The organism is Longimonas sp., assembly GCF_040409695.1.
Taxonomy (GTDB): Bacteria; Bacteroidota; Rhodothermia; order Rhodothermales; family Salinibacteraceae; genus Longimonas.
The window spans coordinates 1-19853 of record NZ_JARWGJ010000222.1 but is presented as its reverse complement, the minus strand read 5'-3'; the positions used below and the strand labels follow the sequence as shown (position 1 = coordinate 19853).

The following is a 19853-nucleotide window of genomic DNA, read 5'->3' as shown; positions in this document are numbered from 1 at the left end:
ATCTCACCCTCCCGCTTGCTGAAATCTTTATCTATCGCCAGGTATGGCCGCTGCCGCCATTTGAAGGCTTCAAGGCGTTCCTGACGAAGCGGGTGTACAACGAGGAGGTGATGGGTTACTCGGGCGAGTTCTATCTTTTCCTGTGGGCACGACGGCACATCTCGCAGTCTAGCCGCGCCTTGCTTGCGCACATTCGCGACAACAACATTCTGTCGGCCGTTACGTCTACAGCGGTTGCGTTTGCTTTAATCGGTGGACTGGTGTACTCCGGACAGCTGGAGATCATGCAGTTTATTGGCGATGTGCAGGCTGTGTACTGGATCACAGGAGCCGTCCTCATCGCTGTACTGATTGGCGTCGGGATTCAGTTTCGACGTCATCTGTTTAGCTTGCCCATGCAGACGGCCGGCACCGTGGCTGCCATCTATCTGGTTCGTTTTCTAATTTACCACGGACTGCTCATGCTGCAGTGGATGGTTGTCATCCCGGATACGTCGTTTTCGGTATGGCTCACCTTCCTGGCCGCATTTATCGCGCTGAACCGCCTTCCGTTGCCCAGCCGAGATATGATCTTTGTCGGTGCAGGTATCGAGTTGTCGCGCATTCTGGGTATGGCCATGGACGCAGTGGCCGGTATGCTGCTCGTTATGGGTGTACTCCAAAAGACGGCTCACCTGTCACTCTTCCTGATTATCTCCTACACCTCAGACGACCCTGACCTTGACGCTGTCACCGATGCCGATCAAGTGGCGTCGTTTCAACGAGGCGAACCGACCGCAGAAGACGCGCCTGAAGAGGCTCCTAATGAAGAGGATTCGCTATCCTCTTCCTGATGGATTGTGGCATCTCTGCCTCCAAGCATGCCGTGCCACGCTTTACAGCAACTCATCCTCCAGCATCTGAACAACCCGTTCTGTGGATCGTCCGTCGGTCTCCGCAAAGAAAAGATCACGCACCCGCTTGCGCTCTTCTTCATACGTGGGAGCTCCTTGCAGTGCCTCTTCAAGTGCGGTGAGGAGGGTCTGCTGCCTGTGGACCTTGGGCCCGGGCGTAACCTCTTCGTATGGAATGGCAAACCCTCGTTCATAGGTTGCCTGATCGTACGGAACAAACACCGGCGGTACGTCCTTCAGCAGCCCCTCAATGTAAATGCCGCTGTAATCGGTGATGATCGCATGGGCGCGTAGGATAAGCTCGTTTACATCTTCAATTGCCTCCTGTCCGGCATACACAATACGAGGCGATGCCGACGTGAACCGTTTCAACGACGTCTGTTCGTTGGGGTGCGGACGGAGCGCCAGAATCGCCTGGTGTTCGTCCAAGAACTGAGCAATATGTTCTATATTTAGATCCTCAAATGGAAACCACTCTGCGCTCAATAGGGTGCGGTACGGAAACGTGTCTGACTGCCCTACTTTTCTGAAGGTAGGAGCGTAAAGGATCAGCGATTCGGCGGCTGGTGCGTTAGGCCAAAAATCGTGTGCATTGAACGGCGGTACCGTTCGGTTCATGAGCGCATCGTACGATGGAAACCCCGTCTCCACAAACCGTGCCTTGGGGAGGCCGAATCGAGCCGAAAACACGTCGGTGACTTGGGAAGACGAAGACAGGAAATGGGTGATAGGCTCAAACCGATACTTCAAGATCTGGCGGTGCATCCAGTTCGGCGGATCATCGGCGTGCGGACGCAGGTACTCGCCCCGTTTTGTAGGCAATCCGTGGTACGTTTGGATGCGAAGTGCATGGCGGGGCAGAAAGAGAAACGGGTAGTCGCTCGTGCCGTGGGTCAGAAACAGTGCTCGCGCTTCAGCCAGTGCGGTGAGTCCAGCCGGAAAGTGTGCTTTTGCTGCATGCTCAGGGCCAAATCGATCTTTAAGGTCTTGCACCAGGGTGTGGTTGCGACTAAGCCAGACGGGTTCAAATGTCTCATGGTCAATCAAGTGCTCGAACAACACTTTTGTATTGCCCCGGTAGCCATCCCCATGGAACGAGGTGAGCACCACACGATGCGGGTGTACAGGCCGAATGTATGGTAGCACGGCAGAGGCCAGGCCGGCAATCCATTGCAACGGGTACGGAGTTGTCATTACACTCAGTACATGCGCGGGAGAAGTAGTGCAGAAGGGCGATGCTTACGAAGCCAATGACGACCCGGAAAAGGCCTGCTGAAGCTCGTGCTTGACACGGTCCAAGTCTTCGGGGGTGTCAATCTCGTCCCACCACATGTCACTAAAATCTACCGCTTCCATTGACACAGCACGGGCATCAACCAACTCTGCAAGGGCGGCTTCGTGATAACAATTGACGCGTCCGTTATCGATGCGCCGCGCAATGATTGTTCGGATCTTAGACCAGGTGGATGCGGAAAACGAGTATATATTTACTGTCTTGTACAGCGTTTCGTTGTGCGGGGGGGCTTCCTCCACATACATGTGTGTGGCGCGGTTTTCATTGCCGAGCACAACAGTTGACCCGGAGTGAAGCATCGGGTCAAACGCTTCGAGGGCGATGCGGTTAGGCTGAGTGAATGGGGCGAGTGCAGACGGTTCAAAAATGAGATCGGATTCAATGAGGACAAACGCCTCATCGACACAGGTACGCGCCTGCCACAGAGAGTAGATGTTGTTCGTCACATCGTAGCGCGCGCTATGCACCGTTTCGACCTGTAACGACGTGTTGTGGCAGGCAATAAACTTTCGAATGTCTTCTGCCCGATACCCCGTGATTAGAACAAGCCGTTCAAACCCGTTCTGTTCAAGTGCATGGATTGTGCGTTCGAGCAATGGAACGCCATCGACCTCAACCAGGCACTTTGGCCTGGAATCTGTGAGTGGGCGAAGGCGTCGCCCTAATCCGGCAGCTGGAATTACAGCAGTACGTATGCAAGGCATGAGCAACAGACATTCGGCATGGAGATAAACATTCGGTGAAGCGTAACAGGTTGGGGGCACATACAGGAAAAAAGGAGCCCTGGCCATTCGACCAGGGCTCCTCCGGTGTGTCGAGGTTCCTGATTATGATTCGTCGTTCGATGGAGGCTCAACGGGAAGTGTGATGAAGTCCGTTGCATCGTCGGCATGGCCGTCATGCCAGAGCAAGAACTGCACATCTACACTTCCGGCATTCTGGGCAGAGAAGGTGACGGCACTGCCGTGAAAGAGCGTTACGCCATTCACGGAGTCCACATCACGGCCCTCAAAGTGCAGGATGTTCTGATCGGGATTCTCCACATCGTATCGAGCCGTAAAGCCGTCGTCGGCGCTTAAGGCTTCTCCGTCGCGATCAACAAGATTGACATCCCAGGTGACGTTTTCGTCAGCAGGGATTGCAGGCAGCGAATCGACATTCCAGCCGCCGTCAATCGTCCAGGTAGCGGCAACGGTGCCATCGGGAGCGACAACGTCAAGCTCGCCCAGGTCGGCGTGGTCGTCACCACCAATGCCAAGGGCATCGCATCCGCCCAGAATGAGCAGAGCCGGTAGTAACGTGATAACGGCAAGTCGTGAAAGTAGGGGTGGGTACTTCATGGCTAAACAGCGTTTATGTGAGTTCGAACGAGGTACCGGGCGTGCTAAAAGCGTGCTCGGTAGGTTAGTGTGAGGTTGCGCCCCGGTTGGGGGGCAACATCTTTCGTGCGAGACAGATGATCACGCCAGACGGCGTTGGTCAGGTTATCGCCTCGAAGAGTGAACGTGTGGCGCATACCGTGGGCGTTCGTCTCATAGCCAAGGCTGGCATTGAGCAACCCGTATCCATCTGTGGGCTGCCGCGGACGCTCGGCACGGTCGGTGCCAGGAATTTCTATGGCATTTGGAACGCGATTCTGAGCCGCGGCGAACTTGGTGCCTACAGAGGCAGACCAGTTGCCGGGGGTATAACGCAGAGACGCATGTCCGTTAAGAGGAGGGATGAACGGCAGGGGGTTGCTGTTCTCGATGCGTGTGGCGCGCGTGTAGCTGGCCGATGCATCGAGCTCCACATCAGGAAGCATGATCCACTGGAGTTGCCCCTCTACGCCAATGAAGTTAGCATCGGCTCCTGCGGCTTCGAAGACCGGAATGTTGCGGTCCACAATCCAGGTTTGACCGGTGTTGCGGTGAAATGTGTAGTTTTGAACGCGGTTGAAGTATCCTGCCAGTTCAACATTAAGGCGGTTGCCTCCTCCTCGAACAAAGAGCTCGGCGCCGTGGCCATATTCAGGATCCAGGTCAGGTTCTCCGATGTCGAACGAAAAGTCTGCCAGATGAGGCCCATCGGAGTACAGTTCCTGGAGGTGCGGACTGCGGAAGGAGCGCGATACGTTGAACCCGACGGTCCAGTCGTTGGCTACGGTGTAGAGTCCGGAAACGGCACCCGACAGACCACTAAATGTGCGAGCACGCACCGATTTTCGAATAGGAGCATCGGCTTCTTGCGTACGGGCAAGAATATCGCGCTTATCGTCAGGCTCTGCGGCACGGTAATCGTACCGAAGGCCAAGCTGCAAACGAACGGGGCCGCGCGAAAACTCTTCGTATCCGTACAGTGCGGCTTCAAGGCTCTGGCCGGAGCGCATTCCGGGCGATGCTCCAAACGCGGAGATATCCGTTCCACGAACTGAGCCCCCTACCGCGCCCTCTGCTCGTATACCGCCCGGCTCATGCTGATGGTGCAGCATTAATGTCGCCTCACCGGTCATTTGGTCAAAGCGAGCGCCAAAGATATCTTGCTGTCCATCGCGGCGGCGCTCAATTTCGTCGTGGATATACCGGGTCAGATTAGCATCGAACTCGATCCCATCAAAGAAACCAAGGCGCTGATCGTATAGCACGCGCAGGCGGCCCACGTGGCGGGTCGCTTCAATATCGACGCCTCCTGCATGGCCACCAGGAATCAGTTCGCCGTTAAACTCGCCTGGAATGCCGTACGTGTTATCATAAAACCGGTACGACATCCCGAAAAGTCCCCATGATGTGGTGCGGCTGGCACCCAGGCTTGCGTTAGCTACGTCGAGCTGGGTGCGGTCGAGCTCGCCTTCAGGCGTCATCGTATCTCCTGCACGACGATAGGTGAATTCACCGCGCAGGGTGTAATTGCCGGCGGGAAGATATGCGGTGCCTCCTGCAGCCAGGCCGTTGTTTACCGAGGCGGCCTGTGTTGTGAATAGCCCCGTTACGCGGTCGGGCTGCTCGCGGGGAATGTCATTGCGGATTACGTTGGCGACCCCACCAAGGGCGTTCGGGCCATGCAGCAGGCTAGCAGGACCCCGAATTACTTCCATGCGCTCTGCACTAAGCGGCTCCACCATCACGCCATGGTCAGAGGCGGTGGCGTAGAGGTCGCCGGTGCGCTGTCCATCTTCAAGCATGAGCACACGGTCGCCGCCCATGCCTCGGATGTTTGGACGCGCCGCGCCGGGGCCGAACGACTCCATCGAAAAGCCAGGGACGCGCTCCAGCGTGGCAGGCACGCTGCTTTGAAGACGCTCCTGCAAGGCTTCCCCAGTCAATACAGAAGTGGGACGATACACCTCTGATGCTGCACGCGCTCGAAAGGTGCCTGTCACAACGATGTCTGGAAGTCCAAGACTCGCGGGGCGTAAGTCGACCTCTACGGAGACGGTGGCTCCTGCGTCGAGTTCGACCTCTGTAGTTTTGGAGGCGTACCCGACAAAGCTCACGTCTATCTCGTACGTACCAGCAGGTACCTCCTCAAAAGTAAAGCGCCCCTCCGCATCGGTTGCCTGTCCGCGATCGGTGGGGAGCAGGCGTACAGTAGCTCCGGGTAGCGGACTCCCATCCGTGCGGTCGACCACCTGGCCCGTAACTGTGCCATCAGACGGGCGGAGCCCATCCGCATCCAGCCCGCCTGCTTTCGGGGTTGCATTAGATGCGGACACAAAAAGCCCAAGCGTTATGCCAGCACAGAGCAGACTGGCAACAATAACAACGTAGACAAGGGGGCGTTGCATAAACGACTACACTTTCAGAAGACCAACAGCTACAGTTGCATCCGGCACCGGACGAACTGTGTGAGACCACAGGTATGCCTTTCCTTTGCATGCAGGTTGCCTGCTACGAAGAAAGACACAAGCGGGTGACCTGCACGTACGGTGCAGGCTGCGGAAGACTATGCGTTGGGAGGCCCCCGGATGTGTAGCGTATCGGCGCCGTGGGTGTATACGGCGGTGCCGTTTAGTGCAGCGTGCAGAGCAGGCACTGCGACAGGTGCCGGCACGTCGAGCGTAACGCTGCCAGAGAATTGAAAGACAGCATCGCAGAGCTGGCAGTCATCTGCTTCATGATGTGCGTCTGCCACATACGTTTGTTCTTGCGCCGCAGATGCATCATCTTTGGCATGATGCACAGCATGGGCGGCAGGAACCAACACGCCTCCTACGACGAACGTCGTAAGAAGCACAAGGGCCGCAATGTGGCGCCATGTGTACATGTGCTACGCACTGGTGTGTACTTATTGACAGATGCACCTTGCACAATGACCGCTACCGTCTTCTGTTCCGTGGCAGTACTACATTTACTTTGTACTCGCATATTTATGTCAACATATGAATGGTAGCGAACTGCATGCAGCCCATGTAGAGGTGTGCGCACGGGTCGTGGATGTGTACGCCTATCGGATGCAAAGCTCAGCTCCGGAGGTGCTGCTTTTGCACCGATCGCAGAACGTGTCGTACGCTGGCACGTGGCGCATGGTGGGCGGTAAAATCGAGACGGATGAGACCGCCTGGCAGGCGGCGCTGCGCGAACTCGATGAGGAGACCGGGCTCACGCCTGAACGCTTCTGGGCCGTTCCGTCGCTCAATCGCTTCTACGAGTGGCGGCACGACCGCATCAACTTAATTCCGGCTTTTGCCGCTCGGGTCAGCGGCGCGCCGGCGCTCAACAATGAGCACGACACTGCTGCCTGGTGGCCTATCGAGGAGGCAGCAAGGCAGTTGCAGTGGCCCGAGCAGCAGCGCCTGGTACGGCTTATCGGACAGATGCTGTCGGCGGGTATCCCTGCCTCGCTCGTCATTCCGCCCGAAGAATGGTAATCGCTCAACGCCCGAACATGACCGGAGCGGGTTCGCTGGTTACTCCTCGGGCGGGGCCACCACAACGGCCAGCCGGTTTTCGGTAGGCGAAGCGGCCAGGCGCGACGGGGTGGCAGGGTCCCAGTCGTACACCTCGCGCCACGACCCGGCGTTTGGGTGCCACTGATAGAGCGCCGTGCCCGACGTCATAAGCAGGTGGCCTTCGCGCGTCCAGGTGTGGTCGCCCTCACCGGGTAGTGTGGGGGCGTACACGCTCACCTCGTCGGGCCCATACGCCACGAGCACGGAGTCGGGCGCGTTTTCGTGGCGCTGTACCGCGCTGACGCTTGCATCTTGCGGACGTGACTCAAGCGAACGTCCGATATCAACTCGTACGGTGTCGGCACGTCCTGTTAGCACATTGCCCCACTGCAGGATATGGGGCGCGCCCAGCACGAACAGAGCCAGCTGCTCTGCATCGGCCCAGGCAAAGTAGCCTACGGGCTCTACCTCGGGAAGAAGCAGCGCGCCCTCATCGGGAGTTACGGGGGCTGTCCTGGAGAGTGGAAACTCCCACAGCCGTTGCGCGCCGTCGTCTTCGACCTGCACGACGACAAACGTGCTATCGGTGCGGGGCGTAGGGGAGTAGACGCTCGTTGGGAGAGCCGTGATGGGCCGTGTGGTATGGTTGCTGAGCGACATCCGGTAGATGTCGGTTGAGCTGCCGCGCTCGGAGGTGTAGAGAAGCGCCGTGCCGTCGCGAGTGAACTGGGGCTGGTTGTCGTATCCGGTGCGTTCGGTGCGGTTTAGCGGGATGCGTAGTGCAATGCTATCGCCCGAAACGACATACTCGCTCAGGTGGATGTCGGTCTGTGGCGGAGCCGTAGGCTCATCCGGAACGCAGCCTCCAAGAACCATAGCCAGCGCAGCGATGAGCACCCCGGTACGCATCGCCCGTGCTTCCCCACATCTCGCGAGGAGCCCTCGCACCAGACGATGGTCGAACAGACTCGCAGGCATGTGACTCATGAAGACGAGATGGCGTCAGACTGTAAAACGAAGGGAGGGATGGGGCAGGCCAGCGCTTCCGCTACGGCCATAAGCAGGTCGGCTTCTGCGTCGGTGACCGTGTCGTCGGACAGCACGCAGCGAGCGCAGGCGTCGATAACCTGCTCTTTGAGAGCCGGGTAGGTCTGCGCCAGGCGGTCAAGCGCTTCGTCGAGGCGCTCCGGGCGCGCACTTACGCGGCGGTACTGACTGGGGTCGGTCACGGCTTCGAACGCGCCAAGTCCGGCACGGAAGGCCGTTGCGGCATCCCGATTCTTAGATGCGCCTGCCTGGGCGATCATCGAGAGCACTGCGATCGCATCGTCCTGGATCTGGCTGAACTGCTTGAAGCGCGGACGCTCGTCGGCCGGGTGCGCGATGTGGTCAAGGCGATGCCGGATGATGGATTCGAGGGCATACTCAAACACGGTAAGCTGGTCGTCGGCCCGCACCAGCGCTTGCACGGTATCATGGATGGTCGCATGCTGGTCGCTGCTTAGCTCGCGCAGCGCCGGCGCCGCGATGTTTACAATCGGAAGACGCAGGCGGTGCGGAAGCGCATGCACATCGTCCAGAAGCCGCTCGGTTTCTTCGCGCTCGGCCTTGGATACGTGCTCGCGGAGCACCTTCATCTGTGCAGCGCGCCCGTCTGACTTTTCATCAGGGTCGAGGAGCAGGGCATAGATTATGGCGGTTGCGCTGAGCGGATCGTGCGCTGCGTCGAGCAGGTCGTCGGGGAGCGCGTTGCGCAGCTTGGCCCCGAAATCGATGTCGTCTGCCGTAAGCTCGCCCGCGCGCGAAACGACCTCGTCGGCGCTTGGCGAACCGCTGGACGCAGAACGTGCCGCGGCGGCTCCAGCGGCAGCGCCGGCGGCAAACCCGGATGCCCCGGCCGCCTGTGCGGCGCCCGATGCGCGACGGCCCGCTGCGTCTTGCGAGGAGGAGCCTGACGCGCGCTCCGCGTCAAACTCGGAGTCAATGCGGCGAATGCGCTCATCCAGCGGCGGGTGCGTCGCGAAGGCCCCTCCGCCGAAGAGCTTGCTGGCAACGCCATCGCTGAAGAAGAGGTGGCTCGACTCTTCAGCTTTTGGATGCTCGATCTTCGAGCCAGCGTCGTATCCTGCAATCTTCTTGAGCGCCCCTCCAATGCCTTTCGGGTTACGTGTAAACTGCACGGCAGCGGCATCTGCAAGAAACTCGCGCTGGCGCGACACCGCACTCTTGATGAGGCGCCCGCACAGCAGTCCCACGCTCCCAACGACCAGCAGCCCTACGCCCGCTGCAATCATAACGAGCTGGCTTTTATTATCGTCGCTACGGCGGCGGCCCATGCTGCTGTAGAAGGTAGCGCGAAGCAGGGTGCGCCCCAGAATGGCGATGAGCAATATCCCGTTCAGCACGCCCATCAGGCGGATGTTGAGGCGCATGTCGCCGTTCAGGATGTGACTATACTCATGGGCAATCACGCCCTGCAGCTCGGCACGGTTCAGCGCCTGCATGCAGCCCCGGGTTACGCCAATGACAGCGTCGTCGACCGTGTATCCGGCGGCGAAGGCGTTGATGCCCTCCTCTTCAAGAATGTACACCTGCGGCGCTGGCACGCCCGAGGCAATCGCCATCTCTTCGACGATATTGCGGAGCTGTTGCTCGTCGTAGTTTGACGGATGCGCACCGAGCGGCTGCCCGCCGAGTGCCTCCGCTACAACATGCCCGCCCTGTTTAAGCTGGCTGATCTTGAACAGGCTACCGCCTCCCACAATGAGAGCCGTGCCGACCACAATCACGAAGAACAAGCCCGGATTCCAGAGCGAAACGCCTCCCTCAGCCAAAAACAGCAGTGTAAGGATGGCCACGCCATATCCCGCAATGACCAACCCAATTACAGCTACGACAAACAGGATGATGAGCCGCTTGGTGTTGCGCCGCGCCTCATCCTGGCGCTCAAAGAAGTTTCTCATAGGAGAACGAGGGGACTCTGTACATCAGTGATCCGCACATCAGTGATCCGCATGCAGACATGCATTTTGCACAGGTCTACAGGCAGATCTACAGGCGGGTCGGCGGGCGGAAACGCCACGCTTAGTCGAACGATACCTCGGGCGCCTGGCGCACTTCGGGCGACTCGACTTCGAAGTACTCCGCTTCGCCGTAGTCGAACATGTTGGCGATAATGACGGTCGGGAAGCTCTCGCGGGCGGTGTTGTAGGCGCGCACGGCATCGTTGTAGGCCTGGCGGGCAAACCCGACTTTGTTTTCTGTGGTCTCCAGCTGCTCCTGCAGCTTCAGCATGTTTTCGTTGGCTTTCAGTTCAGGCGTATCTTCTACCTGAATCATAAGCCCGCTGATCTGCTTGTTCAGCAGCTCTTCGGCTGCAGCCAGCTGCTTCATGGCTTCGGGGTCGCCGGGGTTGGCTTCCGCTTTCTGGCGTGCGTCCTCAGCCTGCCGGCGCGCATCGGTGATCGACTTGAAGATGCGCTCTTCGTGCTTCAGGTAGCCCTTGGCGGTGTTGACCAGCTGGGGGATGAGGTCGTGCCGGCGCTGCAGCTGCACGTTGATATCGGAGTACAGGCTCTGGTAGCGCTGGTCAAGGCGAACGAGTTTGTTGTACTGGCTTACAGCGTACATCCCGATCAACACCACGGGAATGAGAAGAATCGCCAGCACAACGACGATGATCAGAATGGTTGACATAGCGTATCGGGGGCGTTAAAACGAAGGTAAAGGGGCGCGCGGTACCTGTCTATGTACGCGCATCTATGTATGCGCAAAGCACGCCTGTAAACGGCCATCGGTGGTCCAGGTTGAGCACAGCGCGTGCGTTTTCATCAGGCGATGCGCTTTATAGTCGGTTTGTAGCCGGTTTGTAGCCGGGTAGCAGGCCCGTGTTGTATAACGACATGCACCTTACAAGTAGATACGGATACTGAGCACATTCATCAAGTCCGTCACATAGGGCTCGACGACGGCCGCGTAGTCGATACGCAGATCGATCGTGCCGAGCGACTGGTGTAAGCCGAATCCAGCACTCGGTTTCCACCCGTCGAAACCATCGGCTCCCAGGCGGTCGGCGCCGGCGCGCACGTCGAGCACATCCGCCAGACGATAACGCACCCCGATGCGTCCGAGCGATTCGTGGATGCGGAAGTCCTGCGTGTCAAATCGCTCGGCCGGCTGCAGCCCGTCTTCGCGGGGGATGCGCCGCCGTTGCTCGCGGTCGGTGAAGCGCGCCTCGTACTCGGCCAGCAGCAGCAGGCGTTCGCCGTGCAGCTCTTGGGCCGCGCTGATGCGCACGCGCACCGGAAAGGCATCGCTGGCCGAGCGCCCGCCCGTGCCGCCCGTATCCCATTCGTACGACGCCAGTAGATCGCTCACCGACAGGCCCAGGCGTGTGCCCTCACGTACGGTATAGACCATCCCGAGATCAACGCCGAGGCTCTGCACCGTGCCCACCTCGTCGACCAGATCGGCCAGGTAGAGCTTTAGCGTAGCGCCGGCGGCCAGGCGCTCTAAAAACTGATTACCAAACGCAAGAAACAGCGCGTACTCATCGGTTGAGAGCGTCTCGGTGGGACGCCCGTCGCGGTCGCGTCCGTCGATGTTGCTTACGCCGGCGCGCATCACGCCCGCACTGATGCCTGCAGTGGGGCCGAGGGGCGTGTTGAACGAGGCCATCTGCAGCTCACGGTCGAATGTCATGAGCGCGGCAGAGAGCGAAAAGTACTGTCCGGTGGCCTGGTGGGCGAGCGCGGGGTTGTAGAGGGCGGCGACGTCGCCCTCGGGGCTGGCGCCAAGCGCGTTGCCAAGCGCCATGCTCTGCGCATCCACCCCGATGCGTGAGAACGCGCCCGCGGCTGTATCTTGTGCCAGCAGCGTGGGGCCCGTGCTCGTAAGCAGGACGAGGATACATACAGCCAGCACCGGCACACGTACGCAGCGCATGAGGCGAGGAAAAAGCATTAGCAGCGTTATGGGGACCATCGGTGCCATCAGTCTATCAACAGGATTTTGCCACGGGCCGGGCCCTGGTCGGTCTCTACCTCGTAGAAGTAGGTTCCGTTGGGCAAGCGCAGCCCGCCGCTGTCGGTGCCATCCCAGGCGATCTCTTGCTCGCCAGGTCCGTCGCTCTCGGCGCGCAAGGTGCGCACGTGGCGCATCTCAAAGTCGAGGATGCGGATGCGAGTTGCTCCGGCTGATTCGCGCTCATACCGGATGCGCACTACGCGGTCGCGCGAGGGCGTGAAGGGGTTCGGGTAGGCATAGGTATCGACTGCACGGGCATCGGGCACGCTGGGGCGGAGCGGAACGTTAGCCCGGAAGAGCTGCCAGGTCGCGCCGCCGTCGGTGCTGCGCAGGAGGCCATCGGTGGTGCCCGCCCACACGGCATCAGCGGTCGTTGCAACGGCGCGAACGCCCGCATCAGGGCGGTGGAACTGCCGGTCGCTACGTAGCGCAAAACGCCGGATGGCGGTCCAGCTGCTGCCGTCGTTGTCGGAGACGAACAGGCCGTTGTCGCCCGCGGCGTAGACGCGATCTTCGTCAAACGCCAGATCAAAGATCCGCTCGTCGATGAGCGTCTGCTCGAAGGTCGCGCCGCCGTCGCGGGTCACGGTAACGCCGAAGCGCTGCCGGTCGCTGGCCGCCAGGTTTACGGGCCAGGTAGCCATCCAGAGGGCGTTTCGGGCGCCTGTGCGCGCCTGCTCTGCGATGCGCACCACGTTGTTGCCCGTGAGCCCGTCGGGCCGGCCGGTGTGCTCGAATCGCTGCCAGGCACGATCGCCCTGTGGCCCCAGGTCGGCCGGTGTAGACCGGTTCAGCCCGCCCACGGTGCCAGCCCACACGGTGCCGGTAGCATCAACCAGTACGCTGCTACCGATGTGGTTGAACGATCCGCTGCCGTTGCGGGCAGCCGCCAGCCGAAAGTCATATGCCGTAGCAGGATCGATAGCATCGAGGTCGTCGGGCGGCAGCACCACGCGCGTCCACGAGGCGCCGTCGTCGGTGCTCTGCCGGATGCCGGCGTCGGCACTTGCAAGCCAGAGCGTGTCGCCAGTGACCGAGGCGGCGAGATCCTGGGGGGCACTCCCGGTTTCTTGCACGACGGCGCGTGCAGAGAGGGTGCTTACGCCGTAGGTGATGGTGGTATCCTGAGGCGCGTCGAGGGCGGGGGGCTCAAACCGGAACGAGCTGCCGCCGTCGCGCGAGACAAGAAAGCCCCCTGCTGCTGTGCGCCCGCTGGCGTCGAAGGCAAGCCCTGCCGCCACGAGCGAGGAGGCCGGCAGGTCGGTACGCACGGCCAGCGCAAAGAGCACGTTATCCTCGTCTTGCAGTGCCGGTTCGGTTACTTCGCGAAAGGTTGCCCCGCCGTCGGTGGTAAGCGCAAGGTTCGGCCCGGTCCAGAGCGAATCGCCCTGGGCAGCAAGCACCTGAATGAAGTTGCTGGCAGTGCCGTTCGTAGGCTGCAGCGCCATCGTCGGTGCGTCTTGAGCCTGCACAACGGGAACGCTCATACAGACCAACAGCAGCACGGCCGCACAAAGCCGCCCGAGTGCCGCATCCCTCTGAACACGAAAATGGATGAACCGGCGTGCAGATATCATGGCGTGGCGGTGGTGTCTGATACGATACGGACCTGGCCAAGGGCCACGTTGCTCTGCAGGCTGTCGGTGTCGGTCGCGAAGACGCGAATGGTGTACTGATCGGGGTCGGCGGGCAGCTCGAACAGCGCGTTGAGTCCGTAGGCGGGGGCGCCGAGGCTATCGAGCGGACCGGTGGCGCCGAGTCCGGCTGTGCTGGCCAGGATCGAGAACGTGACGCGCTCGATGGGGGCATCGCCGGGCGCCACGTCGGCGACAAGCTGCAGCGGCACCTCGACAGTCTCGGCGTCGGGGTTGGCCACGACGACCTGCTCCGGCGCGTACGTCAGGTTAGACACGCGGGGCGGCTCGCGGTCGAGCGCGATAGCTCCGGGCGCGCTGTCGCATCCGGCTACGAGCAGCATGCTCGCCAGCAGACCCATCAGCAGGCCAACGGCGGTGTAAAGAGGGAGGCGCATGAGGCTACAGGATGGAGAGGGGTTTGAGGCTAAACGACGAGATAAAGATCGCGATGCAGAGATAGCCCACCCATCGGCGTCCGCGCGAGAGCGGTTCTTGCTTGCGCACGGGCGGGTGTTCAACGCGAATGAGCCAGATAATCAGGAGCGTCCAGATGAGCCATCCGCTGTATCCGATGGTGTGCATCCCAAACCACTGTAGTTCAGCGAGGGCGGTTCCGGCAAGCAGGCTGCCCAGGCTGAGAAGCTGAAGTGCAGGGTTGTTGCGGAAGATGCTTCGTCCGTACAGATACAGAATTCCCGCAAGCAGCCCCCATGCCATGAGATAGCCCCAGTCGCTGTACTCCATCAAGGGGGGAGCGAGGCCATCCATGAAGCCGATGCTGCCCGAAAGCAGCAGCACCCATACAAAGAGCCGGGCGAGGCGGCGATGCCATCGGGCCCCGAAGAGCGCATACAGCACGTGTCCGCCATCGAGCTGCCCGACCGGGAGCAGATTTAGCGCGGTGAAGAAGAGCGCCAGCCATCCGGCAAACAGGACGGGATAGTGGTAGATTTCGTACATGGGGGGCACGTTCTCGAAGAGCTGCGAGAGCGCCCAGAAGAGCGGGGTCTGCCCCACCACGATAACGGCGGTCTCTTCGTCGTCGGTGTCGAGGCTCGGCGGCTCATCAGGGAAGGTGCCGTACTGCTCGATATGCTGCTTCAGCGCTTCGTGGCCGGGCTGGTCGAGCAGGTACTCAGGGGGCGGCAGCGTTGCAAAGGCATACAGAAGGATGCCAAGAGCGACTACAAACCCGGCGACCGGTCCTGACGCTCCGATGTCAAACAGCTTACGCATCGACGGAATGGGCTCGCGAATCCGGATGACCGCCCCAAAGTTGCCGATGCCGTTGAACGGAAACGGAATGTAATACGGCAGCGAGGTGTTGATGCCGTGGTACCGGGCGGCAAAGTAGTGTCCGAACTCGTGTACGGTAAGGAAGGCCAGGAGCGGAAAGGCGTAGCGCAGTCCGTCGAGCCACATGTGCCAGTAACCGGCTGTTTCGTAGTAAGGGGCCCGGTTCACCCATAGCGTGCCTGCATAGATAGTTGAGGCAAGCGTAAGTACAAACAGCAACAGGTGCAGCCAGACGCGGTCGTCGGAGGTCTGCGACGACGCACTGGGTGGCAACGAGAAGCGGTGAGACGAGGAGTCGGGCATAGGGGAGCGTGCACGAAGAAGAAAAGCACGTGCGGCGTGGTGCGCACACCGCACGCATGGGACCTGGCTGAAAAGAACGGTTTACGAGAGTGCCTCTACGCCGGTGGCAATGCGATCGAGGGCCGTTTCGAGGTCCTCCATCGAGGATGCATACGAGATGCGCAGTCCGTTCGGATCGCCGAACGCTTCCCCGGGCACGAGCGCTACGTGGTGCTGCTCAAGCAGGTACATGCACAGGTCGTTGCTGCTTTCGATGGGCGTGCCGTCGGGCGCCGTCTGCTCGAAAAGATCTGACACATCCGGGAAGAGGTAGAACGCCCCCTCGGGTGTCGGGCAGGTTATGCCATCCAGGTCGTTGAGGCGACTCAGCACGTAATCGCGCCGCTCGTTGAACGCTGCGACCATATCGTATACGGGCTGCATATCCATGGTGAGCGCAGCCTGCCCCGCACGCTGAGAGATGCTGCTGGGGGCGGAGGTCAGCTGACCTTGCACCTTTCCCGCCGCCGACACGATGGGTTCGGGGCCGGCCATGTAGCCGAGACGCCAGCCCGTCATTGCAAATGCCTTTGAGAACCCGTTAATGGTAATGGTGCGGTCGTAGAGTCCCGGCAGACCGGCCACGGCAATGTGCTCGGCATCAAACACCACATGCTCGTAGATCTCATCAGACAGCACGTAGACGTGGTCGTTCGCGCGCAGCACCTCGGCAAGCGCTTCAAGCTCCGCGCGGGTGTAGACCGACCCCGTCGGGTTTGAGGGCGAGCACAGAATGAGCAGCCGCGTGTCTTCGGTGATGGCGTTATCGAGCTGCTCGGGAGTCAGGCGATACTGCTGCTCCGGTGTTGTGGATACAACACGCGGCGTGGCCCCGGCAAAGCGTGTCATCTCAGGGTAGCTCACCCAGTACGGCGCCGGAATGAGCACCTCGTCGCCTGCGTCGCACAGCACATGAATCGCCAGAGCGATGGACTGCTTCGCTCCGTTGGAGCAGAGGATCTGCTCCGGGCTATACGACAGACCGTTATCGCGCTCGAACTTGTCCGATATCGTTTCGCGAAGCGACTGCATGCCCGGGTTCTCTGTATAGTTGGTGAACCCTTCTTCAATAGCCTGTATGCCGGCATTGGAGATTGCGGCGGGGGTATCGAAGTCAGGCTCGCCCGCGCTTAGCGCAACAACGGGATGGCCTTCACGGCGCAGCGCAGAGGCGCGCGACTTCATGGCGAGGGTTGCCGACGGTTGCATGCGGTCGACGCGGGCGTTAAAGCGAGGAGTATCTGGCATGGGCCGAAAAACAGAGAGCGTAATGGAGGAAGGAAAGGAGCAAGCCTGTTGGGGGACTGCGTCAGCTGGGGTACCGATGGCGGCGCAACGAGGTGAGACTACAGGCTACGAGGCAGCCCCGTTTGAGGCCGTCTGGTGTTTGGAAGCAAGCGCCTCCACCACGGGGGGCGGAACGAACTTAGATACGTCGCCCTGCCAGCGGTGCACGTCGCGCACAATCGAGGCACTTACGAACGCGTGGGACTCGGATGTCATCAAGAAGATTGTTTCGAGGTCGGGCGCAAGCTTACGATTGGCAAAGGCCATCCGAAACTCATAGTCAAAGTCGCTGACCTGCCGCAGGCCGCGCACCAATACTTTAGCCCCTGCCTCGGTGGCACGGTCAACGATCAACCCTTCGTGGGCGGCTACCTGCACCCCAGAAAGCGACGTGGTGCACTCCTTGATAAGCCGGATGCGCTCCTCTGTGCTGAAGAGCGTCTGCTTTTCCGCGTTCACCCCCACAGTAACCTCAACGGCGTCAAACAGGTCGAGCGCCCGGCGCAGAACGTCGAGATGGCCGTACGTGAATGGATCGAAGGTGCCGGGGTACAGAGCAAGCACAGGCAGAGGAGAGGGCTAAGTTCGCAGGAAACGATACGGCCTTGGGCCACAGGCGGTAGCAGCCGGTCAGGCTGCTGATCCGGTAGCCTCGTTCGGAGTCGTGTTGGGGGATGCCTCTGTGCCTGCCGATGACGACGCCTCGTCGGATGCCGATGACGGATCTTCGGGAGGCAGGGGCGGGCGAAACAGGCTAACGATGGTTCGCCCGTAGGCACGATGCATCATCCGGTGCGGGTGCTCATCAAAAAAGTGGTGCGAGCTGTGCTCCAGGGTAAAGACCCCGTCGGTTTTAAGATGCGGCACCGCCAGGTCGGGCATTTCTTCCATCGCATCCAGCTTGTATGGCGGGTCGGCCATGATCAGGTCGAGTGGCGGACCGCCGTAGCGCCGCAGGTATGTTACCGCATCCCCCTGTACGAAGAGGCACTGGTCGGCCACCCCCAGCTTTTCGGCGTTCTCGCGGGCGCAGTCGAGCACGTAGCCGTCTTGCTCGACAAACGTGACGAGCGCAGCTCCCCGACTGATCGCTTCAAGTCCGAGCGCGCCGGTACCTGCAAACAGATCAAGCACCTCAGCATCTTGTAGATAGATGCGACTGTTGATCAGGCTGAAGAGCGATTCGCGCGTGCGTGCTGTAGAGGGGCGAGTACGGTGTCCTTCGGGCGAGTCAATCGTATGCCCACGGAATTTTCCAGCGATGATGCGCATAGGAGTTGCGGTCCGTTAACAAGAGAGCACGTGGCAGGCGCGCATAAAGACGCACTGCACACATGTTGTATCAGTCGGGACGCGTGCAGGTTCGCTTTTTGCGGAAATAGCGTGTGCTGTTCGGCGCTGCCCACACACCGGGGCATAGCTCACAAGCAGGCAGCCATCATGCCGATGGGGGCGCCGCGCTGTGCAGCACCGAAAGAGGTGGAGCCCAGCGGAGGCGGTGCCCGTAGGCGTCGCTCTCAGCGAGTGCTGCGGAGGCAGGCAGATCGGCAGCGTCTACCAAGCGCGCCGGTTGAGGCTGCAGGCCTGCCAGCGCTGGCATATCGGAGGCCGATTCAGCCCCTGTGCCGTAGGTCCACATCCTTACAAGATCGGTTTGCGCGACCTGCAGGCGGTTCAGGAGAAGCGTTGCAAAATAGATGCGGTCGGCTGCCGTGCGTGCAAGCGGCGTATAGTACACGTAAGCACAGTTCAACGCATGCCATAGCGCAATCTCGGTGTGCGTTCCATAGCACCCAATGCCCAGGTGCCACCCCCCCGGCGTGGGGTCCACCTCGCATGTACGTGATGCACTGTGGGCGATGGTCGCAGACCGGATATCAAGCGCATCTGCCCACTGCTGGATGCGTTGACGGGCGGCTTCAGACACAACCAGGGCGCGGTGCCACTGGTGATTCTTGGGCCCGGGCAGTGGGGCTGCAACACGCGTATGCACCAGGCGCAGCGCGTCTTTCTTACGCGCCCCGGTGAGCAGTGCAGCTTGTTGCACGAGCGCACGGCGCACCTCCGTCTCTGATGCTGTTTGGGCAAGGGGCGCCTGCACGACGAATCCTTCCGGCGCGTGCAGTAGCACGCAGAGCGACTGAAGCGTACCTGCAACCGCATTCTCTGCCGCCTGCAGCGCGGTCCAGATTGCCGTCAAGGTCTGCCCCTGCGGACTCCCGTCTGGCGCGTCGGCGCCAATCAGCGCGGCTCCGCCGTTTGAGGGCAGCGCGTGTTCACTCTGGTAATGCTCCCCTGCAGGACCATGTACTGCCACGCGGCAGACCGATCCTGCCAGCTCAATAGCCGCATCATAGGCTGTATCCATAGCGGAGAGATGCTGCGCGCGTGGAGGCGTTCCTCATGGAAGAAAGCACGTTACGATAGCAAAGAAAGCCAGGCAGACGCACAACGAAGCCAATTGAGGCTTCGCTACCGGGTCGGCACCAGGCTGGCACGTTACTCCCAGCTGGCCACGTTAACGCGTGTAGGATCGCCTTCGAGCGTACCGATCTGATCATCCGAGTCGGGCGACTCGAGCAGGTACGATACCACACGTCCGGTGTCGCTCAGGGTATATACGAACGGCTCGCCACTGCGCGGTGAGTAGAACATCGAATCCAGTTCGAACGACGTCAGGAAGAGGCTATCCCGGTTTTCTACCAGTTCCGTATCGCGTTCGATATGAGTCATGAGCATATCGAGGGAGTCAGGAAATGTCGTGCTGTCGCGCTCATAGCGGTTCAGCGCGGTGCGGATGTCGATCATGCGATTACGCACCTCCTCTGTAAGCTGCTGCTCACGCTCGATGGCTTCATACGGAGCGGTGATGGAATAATACAAAAGGTAGGCGAGCCCGGCAATGAGGATGGCGAGCACGACTTGCAAAATGGTTCGAGTACGATCGCTCTTTAGCGCCATAGAATGCAGCGGTGGGTGCAGACAATAGTGAGGAAAAGCAAGCGGATACGTGCCGCACGCATCTGATGTGCACTATCTATGTGCACTATATGCCGTTTGGTGCAGTTGTGTACGGGATGTACGGCACGGGAAGCTCATGAATCGCTTGCGTAGCGTAGCCGGAAAATATGTGCTACCCTATCGAAATGCAAGACGGAAGGCCATAGCTTGTCATGAATTGATGGGGCGTCCCCCTTTACCCGTGAGTTCAC

19 protein-coding genes are annotated in these 19853 nt (G+C 60.4%); 2 read left to right on the top strand and 17 right to left on the bottom strand.

The window, feature by feature from the left end; genetic code table 11:
- The coding region (locus tag PPP56_RS13430; RefSeq protein ID WP_353564562.1) for a hypothetical protein at window positions 1–833 on the top strand (833 nt) is incomplete at its 5' end.
- A gap of 42 nt (window positions 834–875) precedes the next feature.
- Here the strand turns inward: PPP56_RS13430 and PPP56_RS13425 are convergent.
- From PPP56_RS13425 to PPP56_RS13405, 5 genes are all read right to left on the bottom strand, one after another.
- Window positions 876–2087 carry a CDP-glycerol glycerophosphotransferase family protein gene (locus PPP56_RS13425; protein ID WP_353564561.1) on the bottom strand — a complete coding sequence of 404 codons (1212 nt, stop codon included), beginning with the start codon at window positions 2085–2087 and terminating at the stop codon, window positions 876–878.
- 45 nt (window positions 2088–2132) lie between these two features.
- The gene (locus PPP56_RS13420) at window positions 2133–2891 is read right to left on the bottom strand and encodes a phosphocholine cytidylyltransferase family protein (RefSeq protein ID WP_353564560.1); all 759 of its coding nucleotides are present in this window, start codon (window positions 2889–2891) and stop codon (window positions 2133–2135) included.
- Between the two features lie 123 nt (window positions 2892–3014).
- The gene (locus PPP56_RS13415; RefSeq protein ID WP_353564559.1) at window positions 3015–3527 is read right to left on the bottom strand and encodes a hypothetical protein; all 513 of its coding nucleotides are present in this window, start codon (window positions 3525–3527) and stop codon (window positions 3015–3017) included.
- A gap of 44 nt (window positions 3528–3571) precedes the next feature.
- Window positions 3572–5878, bottom strand: a complete 2307-nt coding sequence (locus PPP56_RS13410) for a TonB-dependent receptor (protein ID WP_353564558.1) — start codon at window positions 5876–5878, stop codon at window positions 3572–3574.
- A gap of 230 nt (window positions 5879–6108) precedes the next feature.
- A complete protein-coding gene (locus PPP56_RS13405) occupies window positions 6109–6429 on the bottom strand; it encodes a hypothetical protein (protein ID WP_353564557.1) in 321 nt (106 codons plus the stop codon).
- Between the two features lie 115 nt (window positions 6430–6544).
- Here PPP56_RS13405 and PPP56_RS13400 point away from each other — a divergent pair, with 115 nt between their 5' ends.
- Window positions 6545–7033: an NUDIX hydrolase gene (locus tag PPP56_RS13400; protein ID WP_353564556.1), complete on the top strand. Its 489-nt coding sequence runs from the start codon at window positions 6545–6547 to the stop codon at window positions 7031–7033.
- A 39-nt stretch (window positions 7034–7072) separates the two neighbouring features.
- Here PPP56_RS13400 and PPP56_RS13395 read toward each other — a convergent pair whose 3' ends face one another.
- The 12 genes from PPP56_RS13395 to PPP56_RS13340 form a co-directional block, all read right to left on the bottom strand.
- Window positions 7073–8041: a TolB family protein gene (locus tag PPP56_RS13395; protein WP_353564555.1), complete on the bottom strand. Its 969-nt coding sequence runs from the start codon at window positions 8039–8041 to the stop codon at window positions 7073–7075.
- Entirely contained in the window at window positions 8038–10017 is a 1980-nt protein-coding gene (locus PPP56_RS13390; protein WP_353564554.1) for a M48 family metalloprotease, read from the bottom strand. The genes PPP56_RS13395 and PPP56_RS13390 overlap by 4 nt, the downstream gene beginning before the upstream one ends.
- Before the next feature lie 121 nt (window positions 10018–10138).
- Window positions 10139–10750, bottom strand: coding sequence for a LemA family protein (locus PPP56_RS13385; protein WP_353564553.1), 612 nt, complete (start codon window positions 10748–10750; stop codon window positions 10139–10141).
- A gap of 213 nt (window positions 10751–10963) precedes the next feature.
- Complete coding sequence (locus PPP56_RS13380; RefSeq protein WP_353564552.1) at window positions 10964–11998, bottom strand: PorV/PorQ family protein; 1035 nt, start codon at window positions 11996–11998, stop codon at window positions 10964–10966.
- A gap of 47 nt (window positions 11999–12045) precedes the next feature.
- Window positions 12046–13566, bottom strand: coding sequence for a FlgD immunoglobulin-like domain containing protein (locus PPP56_RS13375; protein ID WP_353564551.1), 1521 nt, complete (start codon window positions 13564–13566; stop codon window positions 12046–12048).
- Window positions 13567–13652: 86 nt separating this feature from the next.
- Entirely contained in the window at window positions 13653–14111 is a 459-nt protein-coding gene (locus tag PPP56_RS13370) for a hypothetical protein (protein WP_353564550.1), read from the bottom strand.
- 4 nt (window positions 14112–14115) lie between these two features.
- Window positions 14116–15315 carry a site-2 protease family protein gene (locus PPP56_RS13365; protein ID WP_353564549.1) on the bottom strand — a complete coding sequence of 400 codons (1200 nt, stop codon included), beginning with the start codon at window positions 15313–15315 and terminating at the stop codon, window positions 14116–14118.
- Window positions 15316–15396: 81 nt separating this feature from the next.
- Complete coding sequence (locus PPP56_RS13360) at window positions 15397–16602, bottom strand: pyridoxal phosphate-dependent aminotransferase (protein WP_353564548.1); 1206 nt, start codon at window positions 16600–16602, stop codon at window positions 15397–15399.
- A 105-nt stretch (window positions 16603–16707) separates the two neighbouring features.
- Entirely contained in the window at window positions 16708–17211 is a 504-nt protein-coding gene (gene coaD, locus PPP56_RS13355) for a pantetheine-phosphate adenylyltransferase (protein ID WP_353564563.1), read from the bottom strand.
- A gap of 60 nt (window positions 17212–17271) precedes the next feature.
- Window positions 17272–17913 (bottom strand): RsmD family RNA methyltransferase, encoded by a 642-nt coding sequence (locus tag PPP56_RS13350; RefSeq protein ID WP_353564547.1) that lies wholly within the window; start codon window positions 17911–17913, stop codon window positions 17272–17274.
- A 166-nt stretch (window positions 17914–18079) separates the two neighbouring features.
- The gene (locus tag PPP56_RS13345) at window positions 18080–19009 is read right to left on the bottom strand and encodes a hypothetical protein (protein WP_353564546.1); all 930 of its coding nucleotides are present in this window, start codon (window positions 19007–19009) and stop codon (window positions 18080–18082) included.
- A 131-nt stretch (window positions 19010–19140) separates the two neighbouring features.
- Entirely contained in the window at window positions 19141–19602 is a 462-nt protein-coding gene (locus tag PPP56_RS13340; RefSeq protein ID WP_353564545.1) for a hypothetical protein, read from the bottom strand.
- Window positions 19603–19853: the final 251 nt, after the last annotated feature.